This is a genomic window from Curtobacterium sp. AG1037 (assembly GCF_003349855.1).
Taxonomy (GTDB): Bacteria; Actinomycetota; Actinomycetes; order Actinomycetales; family Microbacteriaceae; genus Curtobacterium; species Curtobacterium citreum.
The window spans coordinates 140,978-166,659 of the sequence record NZ_QQAO01000008.1 but is presented as its reverse complement, the minus strand read 5'-3'; the positions used below and the strand labels follow the sequence as shown (position 1 = coordinate 166,659).

General features: G+C 71.3%; 20 protein-coding genes. All 20 read right to left on the bottom strand.

Translation table 11 applies throughout. The features are described 5' to 3' along the window. Positions 1–179: 179 nt before the first annotated feature. A complete protein-coding gene (locus DEU32_RS12765) occupies positions 180–1,256 on the bottom strand; it encodes a quinone-dependent dihydroorotate dehydrogenase (protein ID WP_114850879.1) in 1,077 nt (358 codons plus the stop codon). Then, on the bottom strand, positions 1,253–1,729 hold the full coding sequence (gene nrdR, locus DEU32_RS12760; protein WP_058741696.1) for a transcriptional regulator NrdR: 477 nt from the start codon (positions 1,727–1,729) through the stop codon (positions 1,253–1,255). Before nrdR ends, DEU32_RS12765 begins: the two co-directional genes overlap by 4 nt. Before the next feature lie 51 nt (positions 1,730–1,780). After that, positions 1,781–3,091: a histidinol dehydrogenase gene (gene hisD, locus DEU32_RS12755; protein ID WP_114850878.1), complete on the bottom strand. Its 1,311-nt coding sequence runs from the start codon at positions 3,089–3,091 to the stop codon at positions 1,781–1,783. A gap of 312 nt (positions 3,092–3,403) precedes the next feature. Continuing rightward, complete coding sequence (dnaE, locus tag DEU32_RS12745) at positions 3,404–6,886, bottom strand: DNA polymerase III subunit alpha (RefSeq protein WP_254631697.1); 3,483 nt, start codon at positions 6,884–6,886, stop codon at positions 3,404–3,406. 646 nt (positions 6,887–7,532) lie between these two features. Next, the gene (locus DEU32_RS12740; RefSeq protein WP_114850875.1) at positions 7,533–8,456 is read right to left on the bottom strand and encodes an RluA family pseudouridine synthase; all 924 of its coding nucleotides are present in this window, start codon (positions 8,454–8,456) and stop codon (positions 7,533–7,535) included. After that, a complete protein-coding gene (gene lspA, locus DEU32_RS12735; RefSeq protein ID WP_258554868.1) occupies positions 8,453–9,118 on the bottom strand; it encodes a signal peptidase II in 666 nt (221 codons plus the stop codon). The genes DEU32_RS12740 and lspA overlap by 4 nt, the downstream gene beginning before the upstream one ends. Positions 9,119–9,120: 2 nt before the next feature. Beyond that, complete coding sequence (locus tag DEU32_RS12730; RefSeq protein WP_058743347.1) at positions 9,121–9,813, bottom strand: DivIVA domain-containing protein; 693 nt, start codon at positions 9,811–9,813, stop codon at positions 9,121–9,123. Positions 9,814–9,998: 185 nt separating this feature from the next. Then, complete coding sequence (locus tag DEU32_RS12725; protein ID WP_058743346.1) at positions 9,999–10,295, bottom strand: YggT family protein; 297 nt, start codon at positions 10,293–10,295, stop codon at positions 9,999–10,001. 72 nt (positions 10,296–10,367) lie between these two features. Further along, positions 10,368–10,934 (bottom strand): cell division protein SepF, encoded by a 567-nt coding sequence (locus DEU32_RS12720; RefSeq protein ID WP_114850874.1) that lies wholly within the window; start codon positions 10,932–10,934, stop codon positions 10,368–10,370. A gap of 42 nt (positions 10,935–10,976) precedes the next feature. Further along, complete coding sequence (locus DEU32_RS12715) at positions 10,977–11,702, bottom strand: YggS family pyridoxal phosphate-dependent enzyme (RefSeq protein ID WP_114850873.1); 726 nt, start codon at positions 11,700–11,702, stop codon at positions 10,977–10,979. A 7-nt stretch (positions 11,703–11,709) separates the two neighbouring features. Then, a complete protein-coding gene (ftsZ, locus tag DEU32_RS12710; RefSeq protein WP_114850872.1) occupies positions 11,710–12,870 on the bottom strand; it encodes a cell division protein FtsZ in 1,161 nt (386 codons plus the stop codon). Between the two features lie 181 nt (positions 12,871–13,051). Beyond that, positions 13,052–14,362 carry an FtsQ-type POTRA domain-containing protein gene (locus DEU32_RS12705; RefSeq protein WP_114850871.1) on the bottom strand — a complete coding sequence of 437 codons (1,311 nt, stop codon included), beginning with the start codon at positions 14,360–14,362 and terminating at the stop codon, positions 13,052–13,054. Further along, complete coding sequence (gene murC, locus DEU32_RS12700; protein WP_114850870.1) at positions 14,359–15,783, bottom strand: UDP-N-acetylmuramate--L-alanine ligase; 1,425 nt, start codon at positions 15,781–15,783, stop codon at positions 14,359–14,361. The genes DEU32_RS12705 and murC overlap by 4 nt, the downstream gene beginning before the upstream one ends. Next, positions 15,780–16,883 (bottom strand): undecaprenyldiphospho-muramoylpentapeptide beta-N-acetylglucosaminyltransferase, encoded by a 1,104-nt coding sequence (murG, locus tag DEU32_RS12695; RefSeq protein ID WP_114850869.1) that lies wholly within the window; start codon positions 16,881–16,883, stop codon positions 15,780–15,782. The genes murC and murG overlap by 4 nt, the downstream gene beginning before the upstream one ends. Next, positions 16,880–18,070, bottom strand: coding sequence for a putative lipid II flippase FtsW (gene ftsW, locus DEU32_RS12690; protein WP_229666894.1), 1,191 nt, complete (start codon positions 18,068–18,070; stop codon positions 16,880–16,882). The genes murG and ftsW overlap by 4 nt, the downstream gene beginning before the upstream one ends. A gap of 76 nt (positions 18,071–18,146) precedes the next feature. Continuing rightward, the gene (gene murD / locus DEU32_RS12685) at positions 18,147–19,673 is read right to left on the bottom strand and encodes a UDP-N-acetylmuramoyl-L-alanine--D-glutamate ligase (RefSeq protein ID WP_114850867.1); all 1,527 of its coding nucleotides are present in this window, start codon (positions 19,671–19,673) and stop codon (positions 18,147–18,149) included. Continuing rightward, the gene (gene mraY, locus DEU32_RS12680) at positions 19,663–20,766 is read right to left on the bottom strand and encodes a phospho-N-acetylmuramoyl-pentapeptide-transferase (RefSeq protein WP_058742388.1); all 1,104 of its coding nucleotides are present in this window, start codon (positions 20,764–20,766) and stop codon (positions 19,663–19,665) included. Before mraY ends, murD begins: the two co-directional genes overlap by 11 nt. Continuing rightward, on the bottom strand, positions 20,763–22,241 hold the full coding sequence (gene murF / locus DEU32_RS12675; protein ID WP_114850866.1) for a UDP-N-acetylmuramoyl-tripeptide--D-alanyl-D-alanine ligase: 1,479 nt from the start codon (positions 22,239–22,241) through the stop codon (positions 20,763–20,765). The genes mraY and murF overlap by 4 nt, the downstream gene beginning before the upstream one ends. Beyond that, positions 22,238–23,866: a Mur ligase family protein gene (locus DEU32_RS12670; protein ID WP_114850890.1), complete on the bottom strand. Its 1,629-nt coding sequence runs from the start codon at positions 23,864–23,866 to the stop codon at positions 22,238–22,240. The genes murF and DEU32_RS12670 overlap by 4 nt, the downstream gene beginning before the upstream one ends. Positions 23,867–23,880: 14 nt before the next feature. Further along, positions 23,881–25,650 carry a penicillin-binding protein 2 gene (locus DEU32_RS12665; RefSeq protein ID WP_114850865.1) on the bottom strand — a complete coding sequence of 590 codons (1,770 nt, stop codon included), beginning with the start codon at positions 25,648–25,650 and terminating at the stop codon, positions 23,881–23,883. Positions 25,651–25,682: the final 32 nt, after the last annotated feature.

Sequence of the window (25,682 nt, the reverse complement as noted above, 5' to 3'; positions counted from 1 at the left end):
CCAGACCCTCGACTGGGACAGCCCAGCCGAGGCCCTGACCCGACTACTCTCAGAACCCCAACAAGGCGGTGTTGCAACCACCCCCTGAAACCGCCGGGCTGGACCCGACGGTTCCTGCTCCATCGACGGCGCAACGAGTCCGGCGCCGACACCGGCGCCGGCTCGACGTCCGCGCGCGCTCAGCGCGCGGCGCGCCGCAGCCGACGACGCCGGAGACGGTTGATCCGCGTCGCCCAGGTCGGCCCCTCGTAGAGGAACGCCGTGTAGCCCTGCACGAGCGTCGCCCCCGCATCGATGCGGTCCTGCACGTCCTGCTCGGTGGTGACCCCACCGACGGCCACGACGCAGAAGTCCGACGGCACCGCGGCGCGCACCCGCCGCAGGACCTCGAGCGACCGGGCAGCGATCGGCGCACCGGACAGACCGCCGGCGCCCATCGCCGCGACCTGCTCGGCCGGGGTCACGAGCCCGGTCCGCTCGATCGTCGTGTTGTTCGCGATGATGCCCGCGAGCCCGAGCGCCACCGCGAGTCCGGCGACGGCGTCGATCTGCTCGTCGGTCAGGTCCGGCGCGATCTTCACCAGTACCGGGGTCTTCCCGGCGGCGTCCCGCACGGCGGTCAGGAGCGGTCGGAGCTGGTCCTCCTCCTGCAGGCCGCGGAGGCCGGGCGTGTTCGGGGAGCTGACGTTCACCGCGAGGTAGTCCGCGAACGGCGCGAGGAGCCGGGTCGACTCCAGGTAGTCGTCGACGGCGTCCTCGACCGCGACGACGCGGCTCTTCCCGATGTTGACGCCGATCACCGGTCGCCCCGGGTTCCGTCGCGCGCGCTCGAGGCGACGGGCGGCGCGGGCTGCACCGTGGTTGTTGAAGCCCATCCGGTTGACGAGCGCCCGGTCGGCGATCAGGCGGAACAGCCGCGGACGGTCGTTGCCGGGCTGCGGCTTCGCCGTGATGGTGCCGACCTCGACGTGGCCGAAGCCGAGCAGTCCGAGGCCGGCGATGCCGCGGGCGTCCTTGTCGAAGCCGGCCGCAAGCCCGAATCGCGACGGGAAGTGGATGCCCATCGTCGTCACGCCGTCCTCGGCCGCGGGGCGGGAGTACCGCTCGACGATGCCGCTCACGACGGGGATCCCGGGCAGCGCCTTGATCACCCCGAAGGCCAGGTGGTGTGCCCGTTCCGGGTCCATGTTCGCGAACACGGCACGGAACACGACGGCGTACCCGCCGCGGACGATCCGCTCGGCGACGCCGCTCACGCCGCGCCGCCGGCAGGGTCCGCCGCGTGGTGGTCGAGGCGCAGCTGTCCGATGGCGTCCTCGAAGTCCTCGAGCGACTCGAACGCCTGGTAGACGCTCGCGAACCGCAGGAACGCGACCTCGTCGAGCTCACGAAGCGGCGCGAGGATCGCGAGCCCGATGTCGTTCGCATCGATCTGGCTCGAGCCCGAGGACCGCACGGTCTCCTCGACGCGCTGCGCGAGCACGGCCAGGTCGCCGTCGGTGACCGGGCGGCCCTGGCACGCCTTGCGCACGCCGGAGACGATCTTGTCGCGGCTGAACGGCTCGGTGACGCCGTTGCGCTTCACCACGTTGAGCGAGGCGGTCTCGGTCGTCGAGAACCGACGCCCGCAGTTCGGGCACTGGCGGCGGCGACGGATCGAGGTGCCGTCGTCACTCGTGCGGGAGTCGACGACGCGGGAGTCCGGGTGGCGGCAGAAGGGGCAGAACATGTCCGTCCCAGGCTACCGGCTTCCCGGTCCGTCCAGGCGCGAGCGGTCGGCTCAGGCGCGCCCGGTCCGCTCGGTGACCGCGGCGCCGTGGCCGGGCAGCTGCTCCTCGGTCGCGAGCGCGACGATGTGCGGTGCGACCTCGGTCAGGGCCGTCGCGGAGTACCGGATGACCTGCTGGGGGCGGAGGAACGTCGACGCGGAGAGTCCGGAGCCGAAGCGCGCCTGGCCGCCGGTCGGCAGCACGTGGTTCGACCCCGCCAGGTAGTCGCCGAGGCTGACGGGCGTGCTCGGCCCGACGAACACGGCACCCGCGGCGTCGATGTCCGCGAGCACAGCGTCGTCGTCCGCGGTCTGGATCTCGAGGTGCTCCGGCCCGTACGCGTTGCTGACTGCTGCCGCGTCGGCGAGCGAGTCCACCAGGACGACCGCCGACTGCGGACCGTCCAGGGCGGCCTGGAGGCGCGTGGCCGTCCCGAGCGCAGCCACCCGTTCCGGGATGGCCGCCTCCACCGCATCGGCGAACGACGCCGACGTCGTCACGAGGACGCTGCCGGCCTGCTCGTCGTGCTCGGCCTGGCTGACCAGGTCTGCCGCGACGAAGCCCGCGTCGGCGCTGTCGTCCGCGATGACGAGGATCTCGGTCGCTCCGGCCTCGGAGTCGATGCCGACGACGCCGCGCACGAGACGCTTCGCCGCGGCGACGTAGTTGTTCCCGGGCCCGGTGACCAGGTCGACGGGCTCGAGGCCGATCGACGCGACGCCGTAGGCCAGCGCGCCGACCGCTCCGGCGCCGCCCATCGCGTAGACCTCGTCGATGCCGAGGAGCCCTGCCGCCGCGAGGATCGTCGGGTGCACCCGCCCGCCGTGGTCCCGCTGCGGCGGGGAGACGAGGGCGATGGACCCGACGCCGGCGACCTGCGCGGGGACGACGTTCATCACGACGCTCGAGGGGTACACGGCCTTGCCGCCAGGGACGTAGAGTCCCACGCGGCGCATCGGCTGCCAGCGCTGGTGCACCTCGGCGCCGTCGGCGAGCGTCGTCACCGAACCGGCCGGCACCTGGGCCGCACTCGCGGCACGGACGCGGCGGATCGCCTCGTCCAGCGCCGCGCGGAGCTCCGTGGTGAGCCCGGCGACCGCGGCGGCGATCTCGTCCGCGGGGACCCGGACCTGCTCGGGCGCTCCCCCATCGAAGCGCTCGGCCTGCTCGTGCAGCGCATCGGCCCCGCGGTGTCGCACGTCGTCCACGAGCTCCCGAGCGGCGGCGACGGCGGACGAGACGTCACCGGCGGCACGCGGCATCAGGCGGAGGAGGTCGGCACGGGCGGGCAGGCCGCCACGGAGGTCGATTCGCTGCATCATGGGACGTCCAGCGTACCGGCGCTCCCCGACAGCAGTGCGTCCACGACGGGTCGGCACCCGCTGCCCCGTCCCCCGCCTGACGCAGCGACGGGGCGCGGCGTGCGGAACGCGACCGTGTGCGGGAGGTGGGCCAGCACGTCGGACCGCCACTGGGCCTCCTGGACGTCACCCGCCGGACGCAGGACGACGTGCCCGACGCGCCACGTCGTGCCCCGGCCGCCGGGGAGCCGCTCCGGGACGTGCCCCGCGACACGGAACGCCCGGAGCACCGCGGCCGAGGGCCGTGGTGCTCCGGGCGTCGTCACCGCTCTCCTAGACCAGGCAGCGCGGGCCGAGCAGGCTCTTCAGCTCGCCGAAGAGGTCCGGCGTCAGGTTGACCGGGAACGGCAGCTCGAAGGTGCGCGCGACGTCCTCCTTGAGGAGCCGCAGCCGCACCTCCGTCTCGCCCTGGTGCCGCCCGAGCACCGCCGCGAGCTCGGTGACCGTCGTCGTGGTGGCCTGGCGCTCCGGCAGGGACAGCGTGAGCGGACCGGACCCCATCGCGTCGCCGACGTTCGGCTGGAACATGCTGACCGCGTGCAGCGCCTTGCCGTCGTCGCGGACGTTCACCCGGCCGCGCAGCACGACGATCGAGTCGGCCACGAGCGAGGGCCCGAACTCGGCGTACGTCTTACCGAGGAACATGACGCCGATCTCGCCGCCGAAGTCCTCGATCTGGACGATGCCGTACGGGTTGCCGCTCGACTTCGCGACGCGGTGCTGCACGCTCGTCAGGAGCCCCGCGACCGTGACGGTCTCGCCCTCGACCGAGTCGTCCGCCGCGATGAGGTCGGCGATGGTGATCGACTGGTGCTTCGCGAGCTCGATCTCGAGCCCGGCGAGCGGGTGGTCGGACACGTAGAGGCCGAGCATGTCGCGCTCGAAGGCGAGCTTGTCGCGCTTGGCCCACTCCGGGCGTTCCGGCACCTGCGACACCGGGGCCGAGGACGGCTGTTCCTCGGCGACCTCGGCGAACAGCGAGTCGAAGTCGAAGCCGACGTTCCCGTGGGCCTCGTCGCGCTTGACCTTGACGGCGCTCTCGACCGCGCCCTCGTGGATCTCGACGAGGGCGCGGCGGCTGTCGCCGAACTCGTCGAAGGCGCCCGCCTTGATGAGCGACTCGACGGTCCGCTTGTTCGCCGACGAGATCGGGATCTTCCGCAGGAAGTCGTGGAACGACTCGAACGCGCCCTTTTCGGTCCGGGCCTGCACGATGTCGTCGACGACGTTGAAGCCGACGTTGCGGATCGCGCCCATGCCGAAGCGGATGTCGTCACCGACGGCCGCGAAGAAGCCGATCGACTCGTTGACGTCCGGCGGCATGACCTTGATGCCCATCCGGCGGCACTCGTTGAGGTACAGCGCGAGCTTGTCGCGCGCGTCGCCGACGCTCGTCAGCAGCGCGGCCATGTACTCGGCCGGGTAGTGGGCCTTGAGGTAGGCCGTCCAGAACGAGACCACGCCGTACGCCGCGGAGTGCGCCTTGTTGAACGCGTAGTCGGAGAACGGCAGCAGGATGTCCCACAGCGTCTTGATCGCGGCGGCCGAGTAGCCGTTGTCCTGCATGCCCTTCTCGAAGCCGGCGTACTGCTTGTCGAGCTCGGACTTCTTCTTCTTGCCCATCGCGCGGCGGAGGATGTCGGCCTGTCCGAGGGAGAAGCCGGCGACCTTCTGCGCGATGGCCATGACCTGCTCCTGGTAGATGATCAGGCCGTAGGTCGTGCCGATGATGTCCTGGAGCGGCTCCTCGAGCTCGGGGTGGATCGGGGTGATCGGCTGCTCGCCGTTCTTGCGGAGCGCGTAGTTCGTGTGCGAGTTCGCCCCCATCGGCCCCGGACGGTACAGGGCGATGAGCGCGGAGATGTCCTCGAAGTTGTCCGGCTTCATCAGGCGGAGGAGCCCGCGCATCGGGCCGCCGTCGAGCTGGAACACCCCGAGCGTGTCGCCGCGCTGCAGGAGCTGGTACGCGGCTTCGTCCTCGAGGCCCATCGTCTCGAGGTCGAGGTCGACGCCCCGGTTGCTCTTGATGTTGTCGAGGGCGTCACTGATGATCGTCAGGTTCCGGAGGCCCAGGAAATCCATCTTGATCAGGCCGAGCGACTCCGCGGCCGGGTAGTCGAACTGCGTGACGATCTGGCCGTCCTGCTCGCGCTTCATCACCGGGATGATGTCGATGAGCGGCTCGCTCGACATGATCACACCGGCCGCGTGCACGCCCCACTGCCGCTTCAGGCCCTCGAGCCCGAGTGCGGTGTCGAAGACGGTCTTCGCCTCGGGGTCGGTCTCGACGACCGTCCGGACGTCCACCGCCTCCTTGTAGCGCGGGTGGTCCTTGTCGAAGATCCCGGTGAGCGGGATGTCCTTGCCCATCACGGGCGGCGGCATCGCCTTGGTGAGCTTCTCGCCCATGCCGAACGGGAAGCCGAGGACGCGCGACGAGTCCTTCAGCGCCTGCTTCGCCTTGATCGTGCCGTACGTGACGATCTGCGCGACGCGCTCCGACCCGTACTTCTCGGTGACGTACTTGATCGCCTCACCGCGGCGCCGGTCGTCGAAGTCGACGTCGAAGTCGGGCATCGAGACGCGGTCCGGGTTGAGGAACCGCTCGAAGATCAGGCCGTGCCGGATCGGGTCGAGGTCGGTGATGCGCATCGCGTACGCCACCATCGAGCCGGCACCCGAACCACGACCGGGACCGACGCGGATACCGTTGTTCTTCGACCAGTTGATGAAGTCGGCGACGACCAGGAAGTAGCCCGGGAAGCCCATCTGGTTGATGATCCCGACCTCGTAGTCGGCGCGCTCCTGGACCTCTCTCGTGATGCCTTCGGGGTACCGGTACTCCAGCCCCTTCGCCACTTCCTTCTCGAACCACGAGTGCTCGGTCTCGCCCTCGGGGACCGGGAACTTCGGCATGTAGTTCGCTGCGGTGTCGAACTCGACCTCACACCGCTCCGCGATGAGCAGCGTGTTGTCGCAGGCCTCGGGGTGGTCGCGGAAGACGTGGCGCATCTGCTGCGGGGTCTTCAGGTAGAACTCGTCGGCGTCGAACTTGAAGCGGTTCGGGTCGTTCAGGGTCGAGCCGGACTGCACGCAGAGCAGGGCCGCGTGCGACTTGGCGTCGTGCGCGTGCGTGTAGTGCAGGTCGTTCGTGCCGACGAGCGGGATGCCGAGGTCCTTCGAGATCCGGACGACGTCCTCGATGACCCGGCGCTCGATCTCGAGCCCGTGGTCCATGATCTCGGCGAAGTAGTTGTCCTTGCCGAAGATGTCGCGGTAGTCGGCCGCGGCCTTGAGCGCCTCGTCGTACTGGCCGAGCCGCAGGCGTGTCTGGATCTCGCCGGAGGGGCAGCCCGTCGTCGCGATGATCCCCTCGTGGTACTGGTCGAGCAACTCGATGTCCATGCGGGGCTTGAAGTAGTAGCCCTCGATCGAGGCCCGCGACGACAGCCGGAACAGGTTGTGCATGCCCGTCGTGTTCTCGGCGAACATCGTCATGTGCGTGTACGCACCCGAACCGGACACGTCGTCACCGCCACCGTCGCCCCAGCGCACTCGGGTCTTGTCGGAGCGGTGCGTCCGCGGCGTGATGTAGGCCTCGGTCCCGATGATCGGCTTGACGCCGCCGGCCTTCGCGGCCTTCCAGAACTCGAACGCCCCGAACATGTTGCCGTGGTCGGTCACCGCAACCGCGGGCATGCCCTGCGCGGCGGTCTCGGCGACCAGGTCGGTCAACCGCGCTGCGCCGTCGAGCATCGAGTACTCGCTGTGCACGTGCAGGTGGACGAAGGAGTCGGAATCCGACACGGGACCTCCGGTTCGACGGATGGCTGCGGGGCGGGACAAGCCTAACCGCGGGCACCGACTTCTCCGCGCGTGTCGTCGGGGCGCTCGGTGCGCCCTGCGCGCTCGCGCGGCGCGCTCGCTCGCTCGCTCGACAGCGTCGCTCGAGCGGGCAGGACACGCCGTCGGTGTGTCGCCGAACGCGCACGACCGGTCGCCGGAGGCGACCCGTCGTGACAGATGTGGCGCGCTCGGGGGGCGGACCAGCACATCGAGCGCGGCACGGGCGGGCGGTGACCGAGTGGCGGACTGGAGGCGCGGGGCGGCGCCGCCACGGGCCTCCAGTCCGACGCTGTCCAGCCGCGGCCGACGCGAGCGGGCACGATCGACGCGAGCGGGCACGATCGACGCGAGCGGGCACGATCGACGCGAGCGGGCACGATCGACGCGAGCGGGCACGATCGACGCGAGCGGGCACGATCGACGCGAGCGGGCACGATCGACGCGAGCGGGCACGACATGCCGCGCGCGTTGCGCGGCGTGGGCAGTACTGGTCACCTCGAGGGACCGAGCGTGACAGATGTGGCCCGCTCGCGAGCGGACCGCCCCGCCTGCCCGGCTACGCCGCGCGGATGCGGTCCAGAGCCTGCTGCAGGTCGTCGGGGTAGGACGCCTCGAACGTGACCCAGTCCCCCGTGCGCGGGTGCTCGAACCCGAGCCGCACGGCGTCGAGCCACTGGCGGGTCAGCCCGAGCTCGTTCGCGAGCACCGGATCCGCGCCGTACATCGTGTCGCCGACGAGCGGGTGCCGCGTCGCCGCCATGTGCACGCGGATCTGGTGCGTCCGGCCGGTCTCCAGGTGCACCTCGAGCAGGGTCGCGGCGCGGAAGGCCTCGAGCGTCTCGTAGTGCGTGACGCTCGGCTTGCCGTCGGCCGTGACCGCGAACTTCCAGTCGCTCGACGGGTGTCGACCGATCGGGGCGTCGATCGTCCCCGAGGTCGGGTCCGGGTGTCCCTGGGCGAGGGCGTGGTAGACCTTCTCGACCGTGCGCTCCTTGAAGGCACGCTTGAGGTGCGTGTAGGCGAGCTCGGTCTTGGCGACGACCATCAGGCCGGACGTACCGACGTCGAGCCGGTGCACGATCCCCGCGCGCTCGGCGGCGCCCGAGGTGGCGATGGTGAAGCCGGCCGCGGCGAGGCCGCCGGGCACGGTCGGACCGTCCCACCCGGGCGAGGGGTGCGCGGCGACACCGATCGGCTTGTCCACCACGACGATGTCGTCGTCGTCGTGCACGACCGTCATGCCCGGGACCGCGACCGGGACGATGCGCGGGGGTTCCTTCGGCGACCACTCGACCTGGAGCCATGCGTCGGGGTGCAGGCGGTCCGACTTGTCGACGGTGACCCCGTCGACGGTCACGCCGCCGGCGGCGACGACCTCGGCCGCGAAGGACCGGCTGAACCCGAGGAGCTTCGCGATGGCGGCGTCGACCCGCTCACCGGCGAGCCCGTCGGGCACGGGCAGGGAACGCGACTCGGTCACGTCGCGTCGTGCCCGAGGGCGTCCCGGTCGTCGCGCGGGGCCCGGGGGTCCGGGGCGCCGGCGGTCCGAGCGGCCGCAGGAGCCGTGTCGGAGGGAGCTGCGGCGGCGTCCGCTCGGGCGTCGGCTGCGCGCTGCTGCTTCGCGGAGAGCGCCCGCGTGCCGTCGAGGTTCACGCCGAAGACGACGAGCAGGACGAAGACCACCATGCTCACGCAGATGAACGAGTCGGCGATGTTGTAGATCGCAGGCATCATCCACGGCGTCGAGATGAAGTCGACCACGTGCCCGCGGCCGAAGCCGGGCTCACGGAAGAGCCGGTCGAGCAGGTTGCCGAGCGCGCCGCCGAGGAGCATGCCGAGCACGATCGCCCACCACATCGAGCGGATGCGCCGGGCGAAGACGATGATCCCGACGACGACGGCCGTGCTGACGATCGAGAACACCCAGGTCATGTTCACCGCGAACGAGAACGCGGCACCGGGGTTCCGGACGTACAGGAGCTGCAGCGCGTCGCCGAGGACCGGCACGGCCTGGCCGTACGGCAGGTTCGCGACGACGAGCGCCTTCACGCCCTGGTCGAGCGCCACCACGACGACAGCGGCGAAGGCCAGTGCCGCGATCGCGCGGACACTGACCTTCGCTCGTGTTGCTGGTCGCGACAACGTCAGTTGCCGAAGCCCTGCGCCGAGGCCGGCGCCGGGGTGAGACCGGACTGCTCCGAGCCCGACCCGTCCAGCTCGGACAGCTGGGACTGGATGTAGCTCTTGAGCTGCGCACGGTAGTCGCGCTCGAACGTGCGGAGCTCGTCGATCTTGCCCTCGAGCTGACGCTGCTCCTGCTCGAGCACGGCGACCCGCTGGCGGTTCGTGTTCTCGGTGTCGGCGATGATCTGGCGCTGCTTCGCCTCGGCCTCGGAGACCAGCCGGGCGGCCTGCGCGGTGCCCTCGGCGATGAGCGCGTCGCGCTTCTCGATGCCCTCGCGCACGTGCTCCTCGTGCAGACGACGAGCGAGCGTGAGGAGGTTCGTGGTGCCCTCGGTGTCCTCGTCGGCGGGGACCGTCGAGGCAGCCGGCGCTGCTGCGGCGACCGGAGCGGGCTCCGGGGCGGCGGCGACGGGAGCCGGGGTGGGCTCGGGCTCGGGAGCGGCGGCCGGCTCCGGCTGCTCGGTCTTCTCGAGCTTCGGCGCCGACTCGGCGGCCTGCAGGCGCTGGCGGAGCTCGTCGTTCTCGGCCGTCAGGCGGCGGAGCTCGACCACGACCTCGTCCAGGAAGTCGTCGACCTCGTCCTGGTCGTAGCCCTCGCGGAACTTCGTCGGCTGGAACCGCTTGTTGACTACGTCTTCCGGCGTCAAAGCCATTGCCGTCACCTCAATAGAACTGCTGAACGTGTGGAACCACTTGCGTCACGACCGAACCTACCAGTCGTGCCGTGTGGTGCGGAGGCCCGCCGGGGCGGGCATCGATCCCGACCACCGTACACCGACGCGCGTGTCCGACCGTGACCTCTGGGCGGGCGTGGCGCGATTCGTGTGCGGGTGGTGGATCAGAAGGAGCGAGCGAGTCCGCCGACGATCACCCGGAGGATGATCACGACGAGCATCACGATGGTCCAGCCGAAGTCGAGCGCGACGGGTCCCATCCGCAGCGGCGGGAGCAGCCGACGGACGAACCGGATCGGCGGGTCCGTCAGCGTGTAGACGACGTCGGCGACCACGAGCATCGCGCCACGGGGACGCCAGCTGCGGTTGTAGGCCTGGACGATGTCGAACGCGAACCGACCCCACATCACGAAGAAGTAGAGCAGGAGGGCGAAGGACAAGATCCCGAAGACCAGTGACACGGTGGGGCTCGCTCGGCTCGGGTGCGGTGCTCAGGCGATCACCGCACAGGGGCTACTGGGCCGGGGTCCGGCTCAGGACTGGGCGAAGAAGGACGCCTCGATGTCGGACTCTACCTCAGCGGGCTCACCGCTCACCGCGACGTGCGCCGGCGACAGCAGGAAGACCTTGTTGGTGACGCGCTCGATCTTGCCGTACAGCCCGAGCGACAGCCCCGAGGCGAAGTCGATCATGCGGCGGGCGTCGGACTCGGTCATCTGCGAGAGGTTGATGATGACGGGGATGCCGTCTCGGAAGCTCTCGGCGATGGACTGGGCGTCCTTGTACTCGCGCGGGTGGACGGTGAGGATCTCGTTCATTTCCTGGACCGGGGTCGCCTTCTGTGCGGTCGTGTGCGCGCGCCGGAGCGGGGTGACCTGCGCGCCGCGCTGGTGGGTGTGCGTCTTGGGCTCCGCGGGCACCGCGGCGGGGGCGGCCGCGACGGGGGCCTCCTGCACGGGAGCAGCGGCGGGGACCGCGGTGGGGGCCGGAGCGGCCTGCTGGCGCGCCTGGGCGGGCGCCGGCTGCTGCTGCTCGTCCTCGTACAGTTCCTCGTCGGCGAGGCCGAGGTAGACCATCGTCTTCTTGAGCGGGTTGGCCATGGTTCCTCCGGAGTTCGTGCTCGTGGATGCCCTGGGACGAGGCTAGGGCGCGGTGGGCCGGTTTCCCGTGATTGCGGTCCCGATCCGGAGGTGTGTCGCGCCCTCGGCGATCGCGTCGGCGTAGTCACCGCTCATGCCGGCGGACACGTCCGTTGCGTCGGGCGCGAGCGAGACCACGCGCTCCGAGATCGTGCGGAGCCGGGCGAAGGCCCGTCGGGGCTCCTCGTCGAGCGGTGCGACGGCCATCACGCCGCGGAGTCGGATGGTCCCGGTGTCGAGCACGCGGGTCACCATCGCCTCCACGTCGTCCGGCTGCACCCCACCACGACCGGGGTCGTCGGTGAGGTTGACCTGCACGAAGCCGTCGACCACCCGCGGGTCCGGCTCGGCCTCGGTCGGCGCGAAGGCGTCCACCACCGAGTCGCGGTCGAGCGACTGCACCACGTCGGCGTACCGGCGCACTTGGCGGGCCTTCTTCGACTGGAGCTGCCCGACGAAGTGCCAGGTCAGGTCGAGGTCGGCCAGCTCGGCGGCCTTGGCCTGCGCCTCCTGGTGGCGGTTCTCCCCCACGTCCGTGACACCGAGGGCGGCGAGCTCGCGGACGAGCGACGCCGGGTGGTACTTCGTCACGACGACGAGCGTCAGCTCGTCGACGCTCCGACCCGCGGCGCGGGCCGCGTCCGCGATCCCGGACCGTACGGACGCGAGACGCGCCTCCGGTCCGTCGTCGGGTGACGAGGCGGACGGGAGGCGCGTGTCGGCTACCAAGGACGGCTTACTTCAGGAAGTCGGGGACGTCGAGCTCGTCGTCGCCGTCGAAGGCCGGGTCGGCCGCGCGCTGCGCGGGGGCCTCGTGCTGCTGCGACGCCCAGGACGGGCTCGTGGTCGCGGTGTCCTCCACCGAACCGGTCGCACCGGCGGCGGACGACGCGGCGCCCGACTCCGGGTCGACCCAGCTCGAGCGACGCTCCTTCTGCTGCGTGCTCGGCTCGCCACCGTCGAACCCGGCGGCGATGACCGTCACGCGGACCTCGTCGCCGAGGGTGTCGTCGATGACCGCACCGAAGATGATGTTCGCCTCGGGGTGGACCGCCTCCTGCACCAGGCGCGCGGCGTCGTTGATCTCGAAGATGCCGAGGTTCGAGCCGCCCTGGATCGAGAGCAGCACGCCGTGCGCACCGTCGATCGAGGCCTCGAGCAGCGGGGACGCCACGGCGAGCTCGGCCGCCTTGATCGCCCGGTCCGCCCCGCGGGACGAGCCGATGCCCATGAGCGCCGAGCCGGCACCCTGCATGACCGACTTGACGTCGGCGAAGTCGAGGTTGATCAGACCCGGGGTCGTAATGAGGTCCGTGATGCCCTGCACGCCGGCGAGGAGCACCTGGTCGGCGGTCGCGAACGCCTCGACCATCGAGATGCCGCGGTCGGAGATCTCGAGCAGGCGGTCGTTCGGCACGACGATGAGGGTGTCGACCTCGTCCTTGAGGCCCGCGACGCCGTTCTCGGCCTGGGACTGGCGGCGCTTGCCCTCGAAGCTGAACGGCTTCGTGACGACACCGATGGTGAGCGCACCGATCGACTTCGCGATGCGCGCGACGACGGGCGCACCACCCGTGCCGGTGCCGCCACCCTCGCCCGCGGTGACGAAGACCATGTCGGCACCCGCGAGGGCCTCCTCGATCTCCTCGGCGTGGTCCTCGGCGGCGCGACGGCCGACCTCGGGGTCCGCGCCGGCGCCGAGACCACGGGTGATCTCGCGGCCCACGTCGAGCTTGACGTCGGCGTCGCTCAGCAGCAGTGCCTGCGCGTCGGTGTTGATCGCGATGAACTCGACGCCGCGGAGGCCGAGCTCGATCATGCGGTTCACGGCGTTCACGCCGCCGCCGCCGACACCGACGACCTTGATGACGGCGAGGTAGTTGTGGTTCGTGGTCACGTCAGTCGGGCCTCCGGTTGAACCCTCAACCTCTACTTGAAGTTCAGGGGCAATGCTGGTAGATGTGGTACTCCCGACGACGCTACGGGTGCGCTCCGCGCACTGTCGCCCCGCCACGCCGCGTGTCGCGCGATTCCGCCTCGACATCGCCGGTCGACCGACGCACCGCCCGGCCCCGTGGTCAGGACTTCGCGCGGACGATGCCGTTGTCCGGCGCCGACACGTCGTACTCGACGACCGAGCCGGGGCTGCGGGCCTCGTGGTCCTTGACGAGCGCGGCGAGCAGGGCCGCCTTGGCGCTCGAGTCCTCGGGACTCCCCCACACCACCGTCGACCCGCCCTGCAGGGTGAGCGTCACGTCGTCGGCGGTCGAGGCGGCGACGTCGGTGACCTGCGCCCGCACGGTCGACGGCAGCGCGAGGACGACCTCGGTCATCGTGCGGAACACCGGCGAGCCGAGCTTCGCACGGGCGACGTCGGCGAGCGGCATGCCGTCCGGACGCGAGGGCGAGGACTGCACGACGATGCCCGCGGGGTCCACGAGGTCGAACGCGTCGCCCGACTGCACCGCGACGACCGGCGTCCGCTCGGTGACGGTGACGACGAGCGTGTGCGGCGGCACCTCTTCCGTCACGTAGCTCTCGATGAGCGGGAAGCTCGCGATGTCGCGCTTCACCTCGTCGAAGTCGAGCCGCGCGAGCGGGGTGCCGACCTGGTCGGACAGCGCCTGCCGGAGCGCGGCGTCGTCGACCCGGTTCGTGCCCTTGACCTCGATGGTCTGCAGCGCCATGAGCGGCGAGTAGACCGCCACCAGGAGCGATGCGCCGAAGACCACGACCACCACGCCCGCCGTGATCCAGGCCGCTCGGCGGTGGCGGGCGCGACGGGTGAACCGTCGGACCTCGGCCCGCTCGAGCAAGCGCCGGCGCCGCTTCGCGACGCGCGCCTCACGCGCGGTCTCCGCAGCGCGGACACCGGCACCGATCGGCGCGTCGCCGTGGTCGTCCCGGGTGTCGTGGCCGTCCGCCTCCGGGTCGGTCGACCGGGAGGCACGGTGCACGTCGAGCACGTCGGTCACGGTCGCGACGTGGTCGCGCTCGGCGGTCCGACGCGACGCGCTCGGGTGCTCTTCGTCCGGTGAGTAGCCGCGGAGCTGCTCGGCCACCGACGAGAAGCCGGCGCCGAGCCGCCGTCCGGCGGCACCCGCGAGCGCACCCGCGCGCTCCCGGTTGGAGGGTAGGGCCGTGCGGTCGGCCGTGCGGTCGTCGGCGGGACCGGCCGTCTCGTCGTCCGTCACGGGCGCGTCGGGCGCGGGGCGTGCCTCCAGGCCGTCGTCCGGAGCACCCGCGTCGGCGACCGGACGGGACGGACGGCGCGCCGACCAAGGAACAGGGCGCTGCCGGGGACCACGACGCTGCCGGGGAGCCGACGCGCCCTCGGCCGGACCGGCCGGCTCGTCCGGTCGGTCGTCGAAGCCCTCCGGCCGCTTCATCGCGCCGGGGTGTCCTCGTCCTGGCGCAGGGCGCCGAGCACCTGCGGGATGATGCGGTACACGTCGCCGCAGCTCAGGGTCATGATGATGTCGCCGTCGCGCGCGACGGCGGCCGCGCGGGCCGAGGCCTCGTCCCAGTCCGGCAGGAACTCGACGCGTGACTGGTCCGCGAAGCGCTCCTGGACCAGGGCGCCGGTGACGCCGGGCTCCGGGTCCTCGCGCGCGCCGTAGACGTCGAGCACCACCGTGTGGTCGGCGAGCTCCTCGTAGACCTTCGCGAAGTCGCCGGCCATCAGCCGGGTGCGCGAGTACAGGTGCGGCTGGTGGATCGCGATGATCCGGCCGTCGCCGACCACGTTGCGGGCCGCGCGGAGGGCGGCCGCGACCTCGGTCGGGTGGTGCGCGTAGTCGTCGTAGACCGACACGCCGCGCTCGACGCCGTGCAGCTCGAAACGGCGCTCGGTCCCGCCGAACGCCTCGATGCCCCGGATCGCGTCCGTCCGCTCGACGCCGAGCCCGGTGAGCACGGCGAAGGCGCCGACCGCGTTCACCGCGTTGTGGCGGCCCGGGACGCGCAGCGTCAGGTGGTGCGACGCACCGCCCGCGGTGAAGTCGACCTCGACGCTCGCGGCCTCGACGATGCGGTCGATCCGGACGTCGGCGTCGGCGGCCTCGCCGAAGGTGACGATCTCGGGCGCGTGCTCGCGTGCACGGACCCCCGCGGTGACGCGCTGCGCCCCGGCGTCGTCGCTCGACACGACGATGCGCTCGCTCGCCTTGCCGGCGAACTCGACGAACGCGTCGATGAACGCCTCCTCGCTGCCGTAGTGGTCGAGGTGGTCCGCGTCGACGTTCGTGATCAGCGCGACCGCGACGTCGTAGAGCAGGAAGGAACCGTCGGACTCGTCGGCCTCGACCACGAACAGGTCGCTGCTGCCGGGGGCGGAGCTCGTGCCGAGGGACTGGATGACCCCGCCGTTGACGAAGCTCGGGTCCAGGCCGAGCTCGACCATCGCCGTGACGATCATGCCCGTGGAGGTGGTCTTGCCGTGGGCGCCGGCGACCGCGACGAGGCGGTGCTCGGCGATGAGCGCGGCGAGGGCCTGGGACCGGTGCAGGACCGGCAGACCACGGCGCTGCGCCTCGAGCAGCTCGGGGTTGTCCGGCCAGAGGGCGCTGGTCACGACGATCGTGTCCGCCGCGCCGACGTTCGCCGCGTCGTGGCCGATGTGCACCTCGGCACCGAGGTCGCGCATCGTGGCCGTGGTCGCGGTCTCGCGGGAGTCGCTGCCGGTCACGCGGTGCCCCGCGGCGAGGAACATGCGGGCGATGCCGCTCATGCCGGAGCCGCCGATGCCGACGAAGTGGACCGTGCCGAGGTCGTCCGGGATCGGCTGGGTCAGGTCCGGCTTGATGGTCATCGTTCCTCCGTGGTGCTGGTCGTGCTCGGGGCTGCAGCCGCGTCGCGGACGAGCTCGGTCATCCGGTCGGCGCCGTCGCGGTGTCCGACGCTGCCGGCCCGGACGGCCATGTCCGCGATCCGGGCGCGGTCCTGCAGGATGCCGAGCAGGTGGAACGTCACCCACTGCTCGTCGAATTCCCCGTCCGCCACGAGCACCGCTCCCCCGGCGTCGACGACGTCCTTGGCGTTGTGCCGCTGCTCGCCGTTGCCGACCGGGTAGGGCACCAGGACGCTCGGCAGCCCAACGGCCGTGAGCTCGCACACCATGCCGGCGCCCGAGCGGGACACCACGAAGTCGGACGCCGCGTACGCCAGGTCCATCCGGTCGCAGTACGGCAGCACGTGGTAGCCGTCGAGGTCGCTCGGGCCGATGTCCGACTTGCCACCGACGACGTGCAGCACCTGCCACCCGGCGCCGACGATCGTCGCCGCCGCGCGGTTCACGGTGCGGTTGATGCTGCGTGCGCCCGAGGACCCGCCGGTCACGAGCAGCACCGGGCGGTCCGGGTCGAGCCCGAACTCGGCGAGGCCCTCGGCACGGGACACCCGGCGGTCGAGCGTCTCGATCTCGCGGCGGAGCGGCATGCCCACCACGCGGCCGTGCCGGAGTCGGGTGTTCGAGAAGGTCAGGCCGACGTGCTTCGTCAGGAACGCCGCGAGCCGGTTCGCGAGCCCGGGCTTGGCGTTCTGCTCGTGCACGACGATCGGGGTGCCGGTCCGCTTCGCGGCGATGTACGCCGGCGCGGCCGCGTAGCCCCCGACGCCGAGGACGACCTCGACGTCGTGCTCGCGGATGAGCTGCTCGGTCCGACGGACGGCGGCCAGGAAGCGGCCGGGGAACCGGAGTGCGGCGCCGTTCAGCTTCCGCGGGAACGGCAGGCGCGGGATCGTCAGCAGCTCGTAACCGCGCATCGGGACGAGCCGGGCCTCGAGGCCCTCCGCCGTGCCGAGGACGAGGACGCGGGCGTCCGGGTCACGCTCGGTCAGCCGGTCGGCGACCGCGAGCAGCGGGTTCACGTGCCCGGCGGTCCCGCCGCCGGCGAAGAGGTAGGTGCTCACCGGAGCCGTCCGTTCTGTGGTGCGGTGCCGCCCGCGCCGAAGGTCCTCGGGTCGAGGCCGGTGTCGGTGCGGCGGCCGGGGAGGTCGCGCGCGAAGGACAGCACGACGCCGATGGCGATGAGCGTCATGATGAGCGCGGACCCACCGGCGGAGATGAGTGGGAGGGGCACGCCGAGCACCGGCAGCAGCCCGAGCACGACGGCGATGTTGACGAGCGCCTGCCCGATGATCCAGGCCATGATCGCGCCGGTCACGGTCTTGACGAACGGGTCGTCCGACTGCCGGATCACCTTGATCATGCTCACCGCGAGGACGATGAACAGCGCCAGCACGACGACGGCGCCGACGAGCCCGAGCTCCTCGCCGATGATCGCGAAGATGTAGTCGTTGTCCGCCTCGGGCAGCCACGACCACTTCGCCTTGGAGTTGCCGAGCCCGACGCCGAACACGCCGCCGGACGCGAGCGCCCACATGCCGTGGACGGGCTGCCAGCAGAGGTCCTGGTACTGGTTCGAGTCGGTGCACCCGGACAGCCACGCACTGATGCGGACCTGGCGGGACGCTGAGGACATCGTGACGAACGGCAGCACGACCGCGATCGACCCGAGGATCACGAGCAGGTGCCGCGCCCGGGCACCGCCGATGTACAGCGCGCCGAGCACGAGGATGAGCATGATCATCGCCGTGCCCTGGTCGCCGCCGAGGAGCACCATGCCGAGCGGCAGCACCGTGGCGATGCCGACCGGGACGAAGATCTCCTTCCAGTCGTCGAGCTTGTCGCGCTTGACGTACATGATCGCGCCGATGCCGAGCGCGAGGGCGAGCTTGATCGCCTCGGACGGCTGCGCCGTGAAGGAGCCGAACCCGACCCAGTTCCGGTTGCCCTGCACCTCGATGCCGAGCGGTGTGTAGACGAGCAGCTGCAGCGCGAGGGCCGCGCCGAAGAAGCGCATCGCCCACTTCCGCCAGACCCGCGCCGGGATGCGGCTCGCGACGAGCATGAGCGGCACTCCGAGGACGGCGTAGAGACCCTGGCGCGACGCCGCACCGAAGAAGTCGTGCGTCTTGGCGTACTGCTCGACGCTCGACGACGACAGCACCATCACGACGCCGAAGACGACCAGGAACAGCGTGACGCCGAGGATCGTGTAGAACGTGCTCGACTCGGCGACGAAGACGTTCTTCACCGCGACGACCGCACCGTGCGGACGGCGGAGAGCAGTCCCGCTCGCGCCGCGTCCAGCGCTGCTGCCGGGACGCCCGCTACGGCTGCTCGGGAGATCCGTGGTCGCCATCGGCTGTGCCTCCCAGGTGCTCGTGGACCGCCGCCGCGAATCGTTGCCCCCGGTCCGCGTACGACCCGAACTGGTCGAACGACGCGGCGGCCGGGGCGAGGAGGACCGTGTCGCCCGGTCGTGCGACCGAGGCGGCATGCCGGACCGCCTCGGGCATGACCTGCTCAGTGTCCGTCGCCTCGACCTGGAGGACCGGGACCCCGGGCGCGTGTCGCGCGAATGCCTCGAGCACGGGCGTCCGGTCGGTGCCGATCACGACGACCGCGCGCACACCGGGACCGAAGCGCTCGACGAGCCCGTCGACGTCGACGCCCTTGAACAGGCCGCCGACGATCCACACCACGGTGTCGAACGACGCCAGCGAGGCCGTCGCCGCGTGCGGGTTCGTGGCCTTGGAGTCGTCCACCCACGCGACGCCGTCGGCGGTCGCCACGTGCTCGGTGCGGTGGTGGTCGGCACGGAAGCCCTGCACGGCGGCCCGGATGTGCGCGGGCTCGACCGAGGCGGCGCGGGCGAGAGCCGCCGCGGCCAGGACGTTCATCGTCATGTGCGGGCTCGCCAGCCCGGCCTGCTCGAGGTCGGCCAGGGTCGCGAGCTCGAGTGCGCTGTTCCGCCGGTCCTCGGTGAAGGCGCGGTCGCAGAGCACGTCGTCGACGATCCCGACGTCGCCGGGCGCCGGCACCCCCGGGGTGAAGCCGACGGCGCGGCAGCCCTCGACGACGTCAGCGCCCTCGACCATGCGCCGCGTGGCGTCGTCGGAGGTGTTGTAGACGCACGCCATCACCGAGCGCTCGTACACCTTGGCCTTGGCGGCGCGGTAGGCCTCGGCCGAGCCGTGCCACTCGAGGTGGTCGTCGGCGATGTTCAGGCACGCGCTGGCGAGCGGGACGACGGCGCCGTCGCCGGTGGTCGGCATGTAGTGCAGCTGGTGGCTCGACAGCTCGACCACGAGCACGTCGAAGCCCTCGGGGTCGCGGACCACGTCGAGCACCGGCACGCCGATGTTCCCGCAGGCGACCGCCCGGAGCCCGGCGGCGGCGAACATCGCCGTCGTCAGCTGCGTGGTGGTGGTCTTGCCGTTCGTGCCGGTGATGGTCACCCACGGCGCCGCGATCGGTCCGCGGACGACCTTGTCGCGCACGCGCCAGGCGAGCTCGACGTCGCCCCAGACGGTGCTGTGCTCGACGGCCCAGCGGACGGAGGCGTTGTGCGGCGGCAGACCGGGCGAGACGACGACCAGGTCCGGTGCCTGCTGCTCGAGCGCTGCGGGCACGGTGTCGAGCGCGGTGCGTTCGAACCCGGCGCCGATCACGTCGAGCAGCTCGACCGTGTCGGCGGGGCCGTCCGGCGCGTACACCGTGACGGCGCTGCCGAGCTCGACGAGGGTGTCGGCGACCGAGAACCCGGTGGCGCCGAGGCCGAGGACGGCGACCCGCAGCCCCTTCCAACCCTCGGCGTACCAGCTGTCGAGTCCGTCCAGGCGTTCAGCCGACACGCGCGATCCACTCCAGGTAGAAGAGCCCGACCCCGGCCGCGACGCAGAGCCCCGCGATGATCCAGAACCGGACGACGACGGTCACCTCGGCCCACCCCTTCAACTCGAAGTGGTGGTGCAGCGGACTCATCCGGAAGATCCGCTTGCCGTGGGTGATCTTGAAGTACGCGCGCTGCAGGATGACCGACCCGGTGACGATGAAGAACAGGCCGCCGATCAGGATCAGCAGGAGCTCGGTACGGCTGAGGATCGCGAGACCGGCCAGGGCACCGCCGAGGCCGAGCGAGCCGGTGTCGCCGAGGAAGATCTGCGCGGGCGACGTGTTGTACCAGAGGAAGCCGATCAGCCCACCGCACACGGCGGCCGCGACGACCGCGAGGTCGAGCGGGTCCGAGGTGCTGTAGCAGGCGTGCTCCGTCGAGGCGTCGAGCCGGACACCGCCGCAGATCTGGTTCGACTGCCAGAAGCCGATGATGACGTACGAGCCGATCGCGAGGATGCTCGAACCGGTCGCCAGGCCGTCGAGGCCGTCCGCCACGTTCACGCCGTTCGACGTCGAGACCGTGAGCAGCACGATCCACGCGAGGAACAGCACGGTGCCGATCACGGTGCCGAGTGCCATGAAGTCGAGCCACGGCACGTCCCGGATCGCCGAGATCATGGTCGACGCCGGAGGCTTGCCGTTGCCGGTCGGCACCACGAGCGCGATCGTCGCGAACACGACGCCGACGATCACCTGCCCGAGGACCTTCGCCCAGCCGCCGAGCCCGAGGCTCCGCTGCCGCCGGACCTTGAGGAAGTCGTCGATGAAGCCGACGAAGCCGAGTCCGACCATGAGGAACAGCACGAGGAGGCCGGACAGCGTCACCGAATCACGGCCGACGAGGTGTCCGACGAAGTACCCGAGCACCGCGCCGATGATGAGGACGATGCCGCCCATGGTCGCCGTGCCGCGCTTGGTGTGGTGCGACTGCGGACCGTCGTCGCGGATGAACTGTCCCCAGCCGAGGCGGTGGAACAGCTTGATGAACAGCGGCGTGGTCAGCAGTGTGAACACCAGCGCGACGGCGCCGGCGATCAGGAGTGCGATCATTCGGGGACACCTCCGAGGCGGTCGCCGAGGAATCGCAGTTCGGCGGACTTCGAGGACTTGACGAGGACGACGTCGCCGGGGCGCACCATCTCCTGCAGGGTGTGGACGGCGTCGTCGACGTCCTCGATGAACACGGACTCGCCGTCCCACGATCCCTCGAGGGTGGCGGCCTGGTGGATGGCCATCGCACCGCGGCCGACGACCACGAGCTGTCCGATGCCGAGACGGACGACGAGCCGGCCGATGCGGTCGTGCTCCTCCGTCGAGAACTCCCCGAGCTCGGCCATCTCGCCGAGCACGGCGACGGACCGCTCCCCCGGTCGGACGATCTGCGCGAGGGTGCGCAGCGCCGCGGCGGTCGAGTCCGGCGACGCGTTGTACGCGTCGTTGATCACGGTGACGCCCTCGGGGCCGCCCTGCAGGAGCTCCATGCGCCAGCGCTCGGCGCGCGTCATCGACGCGAGCGCAGCGGCGCCGTCCGCGAGCGGCACGCCCCACAGGTGGGCGACCGTGAGCGCGGCGGACGCGTTCATCGCGTGGTGCTCACCCAGGATGGCGAGCCGGACGTCGACCTGCTCCGTCCCGGCGGGACGGCTGTCGCCACCGCTCACGGGAGGCGCGGTGAGGGTGAAGCGTGTGCCGCTGCGGTCCGTCTCGATGCCGGTGATGCGATAGTCGGCCGTCTCCGACGTGCCGAACCCGACGACGTGGGCGGCCGTGAGGCCGCGCATCGACGCGACGCGGTCGTCGTCGACGTTCAGCAGGGCTGTGGCGGTCGCGGGGAGGTCGGTGACCATCTCCGACTTCGCGCGCTGCGTGGCCTCGATCCCGCCGAACTCGCCGGCGTGCGCGAGTCCGACCTTGAGGACGACGCCGACGTCCGGCTCGGCGATCGAGACGAGCTTGGCGATGTGGCCCTTGCCGCTCGCGCCCATCTCGACGACCAGGAACCGGGTGTCGTGCGTGATCCCGAGCATCGAGATCGGGGCGCCGACGTGGTTGTTGAACGAGCCCTGCGGCGCGACCGTCTCGCCCTGGGTGGCGAGGATCGTGCGGAGCATGTTCTTCGTGCTCGTCTTGCCGTTCGACCCGGTGATGCCGACGACGCGCAGCGGTGCCGGGCGCCCGTCGGCGTCCACGCGGTCCGCGGTCGATGCCCGGACGCGGGCGACGACCTCGTGCGCGAGCGCGGCGAGGGCGGCGTACCCGTCGGACACGACGACCTGCGCGGTGGCGGAGCCCTCGGGCAGGTCGACCACGCGCTCGGTGACGACGAGCGCCGCACCGGCCTCGGCGGCGGCCGGGACGAAGCGGTGGCCGTCGGTCTCCTCGCCGAGCAGGGCGAAGAACACGCTGCCGGGGCCGACGAGCCGCGAGTCCGTCTGCACGGACCCGTCGACGACCTGCTCCGGGGCGCCGCTGACGAGCTCGCCGCCGATCGCGGCAGCGATCTCGGCGAGGGTCACGGCGATCATCGGATCTCCTCCGCCGGGCCGCTGTTGGGCTCCCATCCGGCCTCGCGGAGCGCCTGACGCGCTTCGTCGCGGGCCGAGTAGGGCGTGCGGACGCCCTGGATGTCGCGGTAGTCCTGGTGACCGGGACCGGCCCACAGGATCGAGTCGCCCTCGCCGACCAGGCCGACGGCCGTGCGGATCGCCGCCTCGGGCGGGCTGACCTCGTGGAGCTCGTGGTCGGGGAACGCCTCGCGCGCCGCGTCGACCAGCGTCTTCCGGATGCTCGCGGCGTCCTCGAAGCGCGGGTGGTGGTCGGTGATCACGAGGATGTCGCTCCCCGCGGCGGCGACGCGCGCCATGTCGCCGCGCTTCGTCGTGTCGCGGTCGCCGTCGGCGCCGAACAGCATCAGGACACGGCCGGGCGTGAACTGCCGGACGGCGGCGAGGGTGTTCTCGAAGGCGTCGGCGGAGTGACCGAAGTCGACGTAGACGCTCGGGCCGTGCGGCCCGGACACCCGCTCGGTGCGACCGGGCAGGTAGCACTCGATCGCGCTGACGCGGGGGCCGTCCTCGGTCTCGTCCGGGTAGCGGCGGTGCCCGGACTCGAGCGCCTGGGCGATCGCGCCGAGCTCGAAGCCGCCCTCGACGAGCATGACGATCGCGAGCGCCGCGTTCGCCGCCATGTGCCACCCGATGAGCGGCACACGCGTGGTGAGCTCGCGGCCCTCAGGACCGGTCAGGCGGAACTCGGTGTAGGCCGCGTGTGCGGCGGTGACGTCGACGTGCCACTCGGCCTCGACGTCGGGGTGCACCGTGATGGTCGTCACCGGGATGCGGGAGTCCTGCACCACGCGGTGGCCCCAGTCCGTGTCCAGCGAGACGACGCCGCGGCGGGCGTGCTCGGGCTGGAACAGCGGGAGCTTCGCCTGGTAGTACTCCTCCATGTCGGCGTAGTCGTCGAGGTGGTCGTGCGACAGGTTCGTGAAGCCGGCCACGTCGAAGACGATGCCGTCGACCCGGTGCCGGCTGAGGGCCTGGGCGCTGACCTCGACGGCCACGGCGCGGACCTCGAACTCGCGCATGCGGGCGAGCAGGGCGTGCATCTCGCTGGCCTCCGGCGTGGTCAGACGGCTCGTCACGCTGAGCGAGCCGATGTGGCGCTCGGCGGTCGAGCTCAGGCCGGAGACCAGGCCGAGCTGCTTGAGGATGCCCTCGAGGATGTAGGACGTGCTCGTCTTGCCGTTCGTGCCGGTCGTCGCGAAGAGCTGCGGCAGGTCGGTGGCCTCGTCCGGGTGGGTGCGGTAGACCCACGCCGAGACGTCGCCGAGGGCCGCGCGCGGGTCCTCGACCACGAGCACCGGCAGCCCGGAGGGCTCTGCCAGGGCGGCGCCGTTGGCGTCGGTCAGGACGGCCACCGCGCCACGCTCGGCGGCCTCGGCGGCGAACTGCGCACCGTGCCGGTTCGCTCCGTGCACGCCGACGAACAGGTCACCCGGCTGCACCTCGGCGGCGCTCAGGGTGACACCCGTCGTCTCGACGGCGTCGACCGTCCCCATGACGCGCATGCCGAACGCGTTCGCGAGCTCGGCCACGCTCCTCGGGGTCGGGTGTTCGGGTCGGAGGACCGGGGGGATCCGTGCGGACAAGTGCTCCTTCTTCCTCACCACGTGGACGGGTACAGCTGCGCCTCGGACGTGGAGGGGGCTACTCGGTACTTCTCGAGCACCTGGGACATGAGTGTGCGGAACGCCGGAGCCGCTCCGCTGGACCACTTGTTGGTCTGCGGCTTCGTGAACGTCACCGTGACAACATACTGGGGGTCCTCGGCGGGTGCCATTCCGGCCACCGAGGTGATGCGCTGCCCGCCGTAGCCCTTCGAGCCCTCGGCGACCTCGGCGGTACCGGTCTTCGCGGCCACGTTGTAGCCGGAGATCGGCTTCATGCCGACGAGCGTGCCACCCGTGACGACGCTCTGCAGCATCTTCACCGTCTGCTGCGCGGCGGCCGGCGAGACGACCTGCGTCCCCTGCACGTCGGGCGCGTCGATCATCTTGCCGTCGGCCGTCTGGCAGCCCTTGACCATGTGCAGCGGGATCCGGACGCCGTTGTTCGCCAGGGTCTGGAAGACGCTCGCGACCTGGATCGCGGTCGTCGAGATGCCCTGGCCGAACATCGAGTTGATGTTCGTCTGGCTGCTCCAGTCGGGGGTGGCGCCGTACTGCATCGACGGCTGGCCCGGGTACTCGATCGCCGACTCGGGCTCGAACAGGCCGAACTTCTTCATGTACTCGTAGCGCTGCTGCTGCGTCAGGCGTTCACCGAGCTCGGTGATGCCGACGTTCGACGAGTTCTGCAGGATGCCGGTCAGCGTCAGGTTCTCGGTGGGGTGGAACTCCGAGTCCTGGATCCGTCCGCCCCACGGGAACGAGCGGGAGTACGGCACGACGGCGCGGTCGGTCGGGCTCGACTTGCCCTCGTTGATGAGCGCGGCGGCGATCGCCGCCTTGATGGTCGAGCCGGGCTCGTACGTCGCGGTCAGGGCGCGGGAGCCGTAGGCACCGGTGTCCTTCGTCGCGTCGACGTCGTTCGGGTCCACCGTCGGGTAGTCCGCGACCGCGAGGAGCTCACCGGTCTTCGCGTTCGTCACCGTGGCGGTCGCCGACTCGGCCTGCAGCTCCTTCGCCGCGGACGCGATGGTCTGCTGCGCCATGTACTGCAGGTCGCTGTCGATCGTGGTCTGCAGCGTGCCGCCGTCCTTGGCCTGCTGCTTCGTCACCGTGCTGCCGGGGAGCTGGACGCCGTCCTCGCCGCGCTCGTACGTCTCCGAGCCGTTCGTGCCCGCGAGGCACTGGTTGTAGGAGTACTCGAGGCCGGCCTGGGCGCCGTCGGTCCCCATGAAGCCGGTCAGGGCACCGGCGGTCGCACCGGTCGGGTAGATGCGCGCGGACTGCTGCTCCGGGTAGAGCCACGGCACCTCGAGGTCGCGGACGGCCTCGTAGTGCTTCACGTCGAGGCCCTTGACCAGGTACGCGAAGTCCGACTTCGGGTTCGCCGCGATGTTCTTCTGCATCGTGGCGACGTCTCCGCCGGACGCCTTCGCGATCGCCTGGAGGGCGTCGTCGACCGACACGTCCTTCACACGGGTGCCGCCGAGCTTGCCCTTGAAGGGTGCGACCAGGCGCGGGGCCGTCGTGATGTTGTAGCGGTTCACACTGTCCGCGAGCTCGACGCCGTTGCGGTCGACGATGTCACCGCGGGTGCCGTAGATCGTGACCGGGATGCTGCGCTTGGCCTTCGACTGCTCGTTGAGCTCGGCGGCCTGCACGACCTGGATGTCCACGAGACGGATCACGAAGACCGCCACGAGGGCGATCACCGCCATCATCACGATGCCGTAGCGCAGTCGGCGGTTGCGGATCGTCTTCGTCACGCGGTGCGGTCCTTCCCGGATGGTGCGGCAGG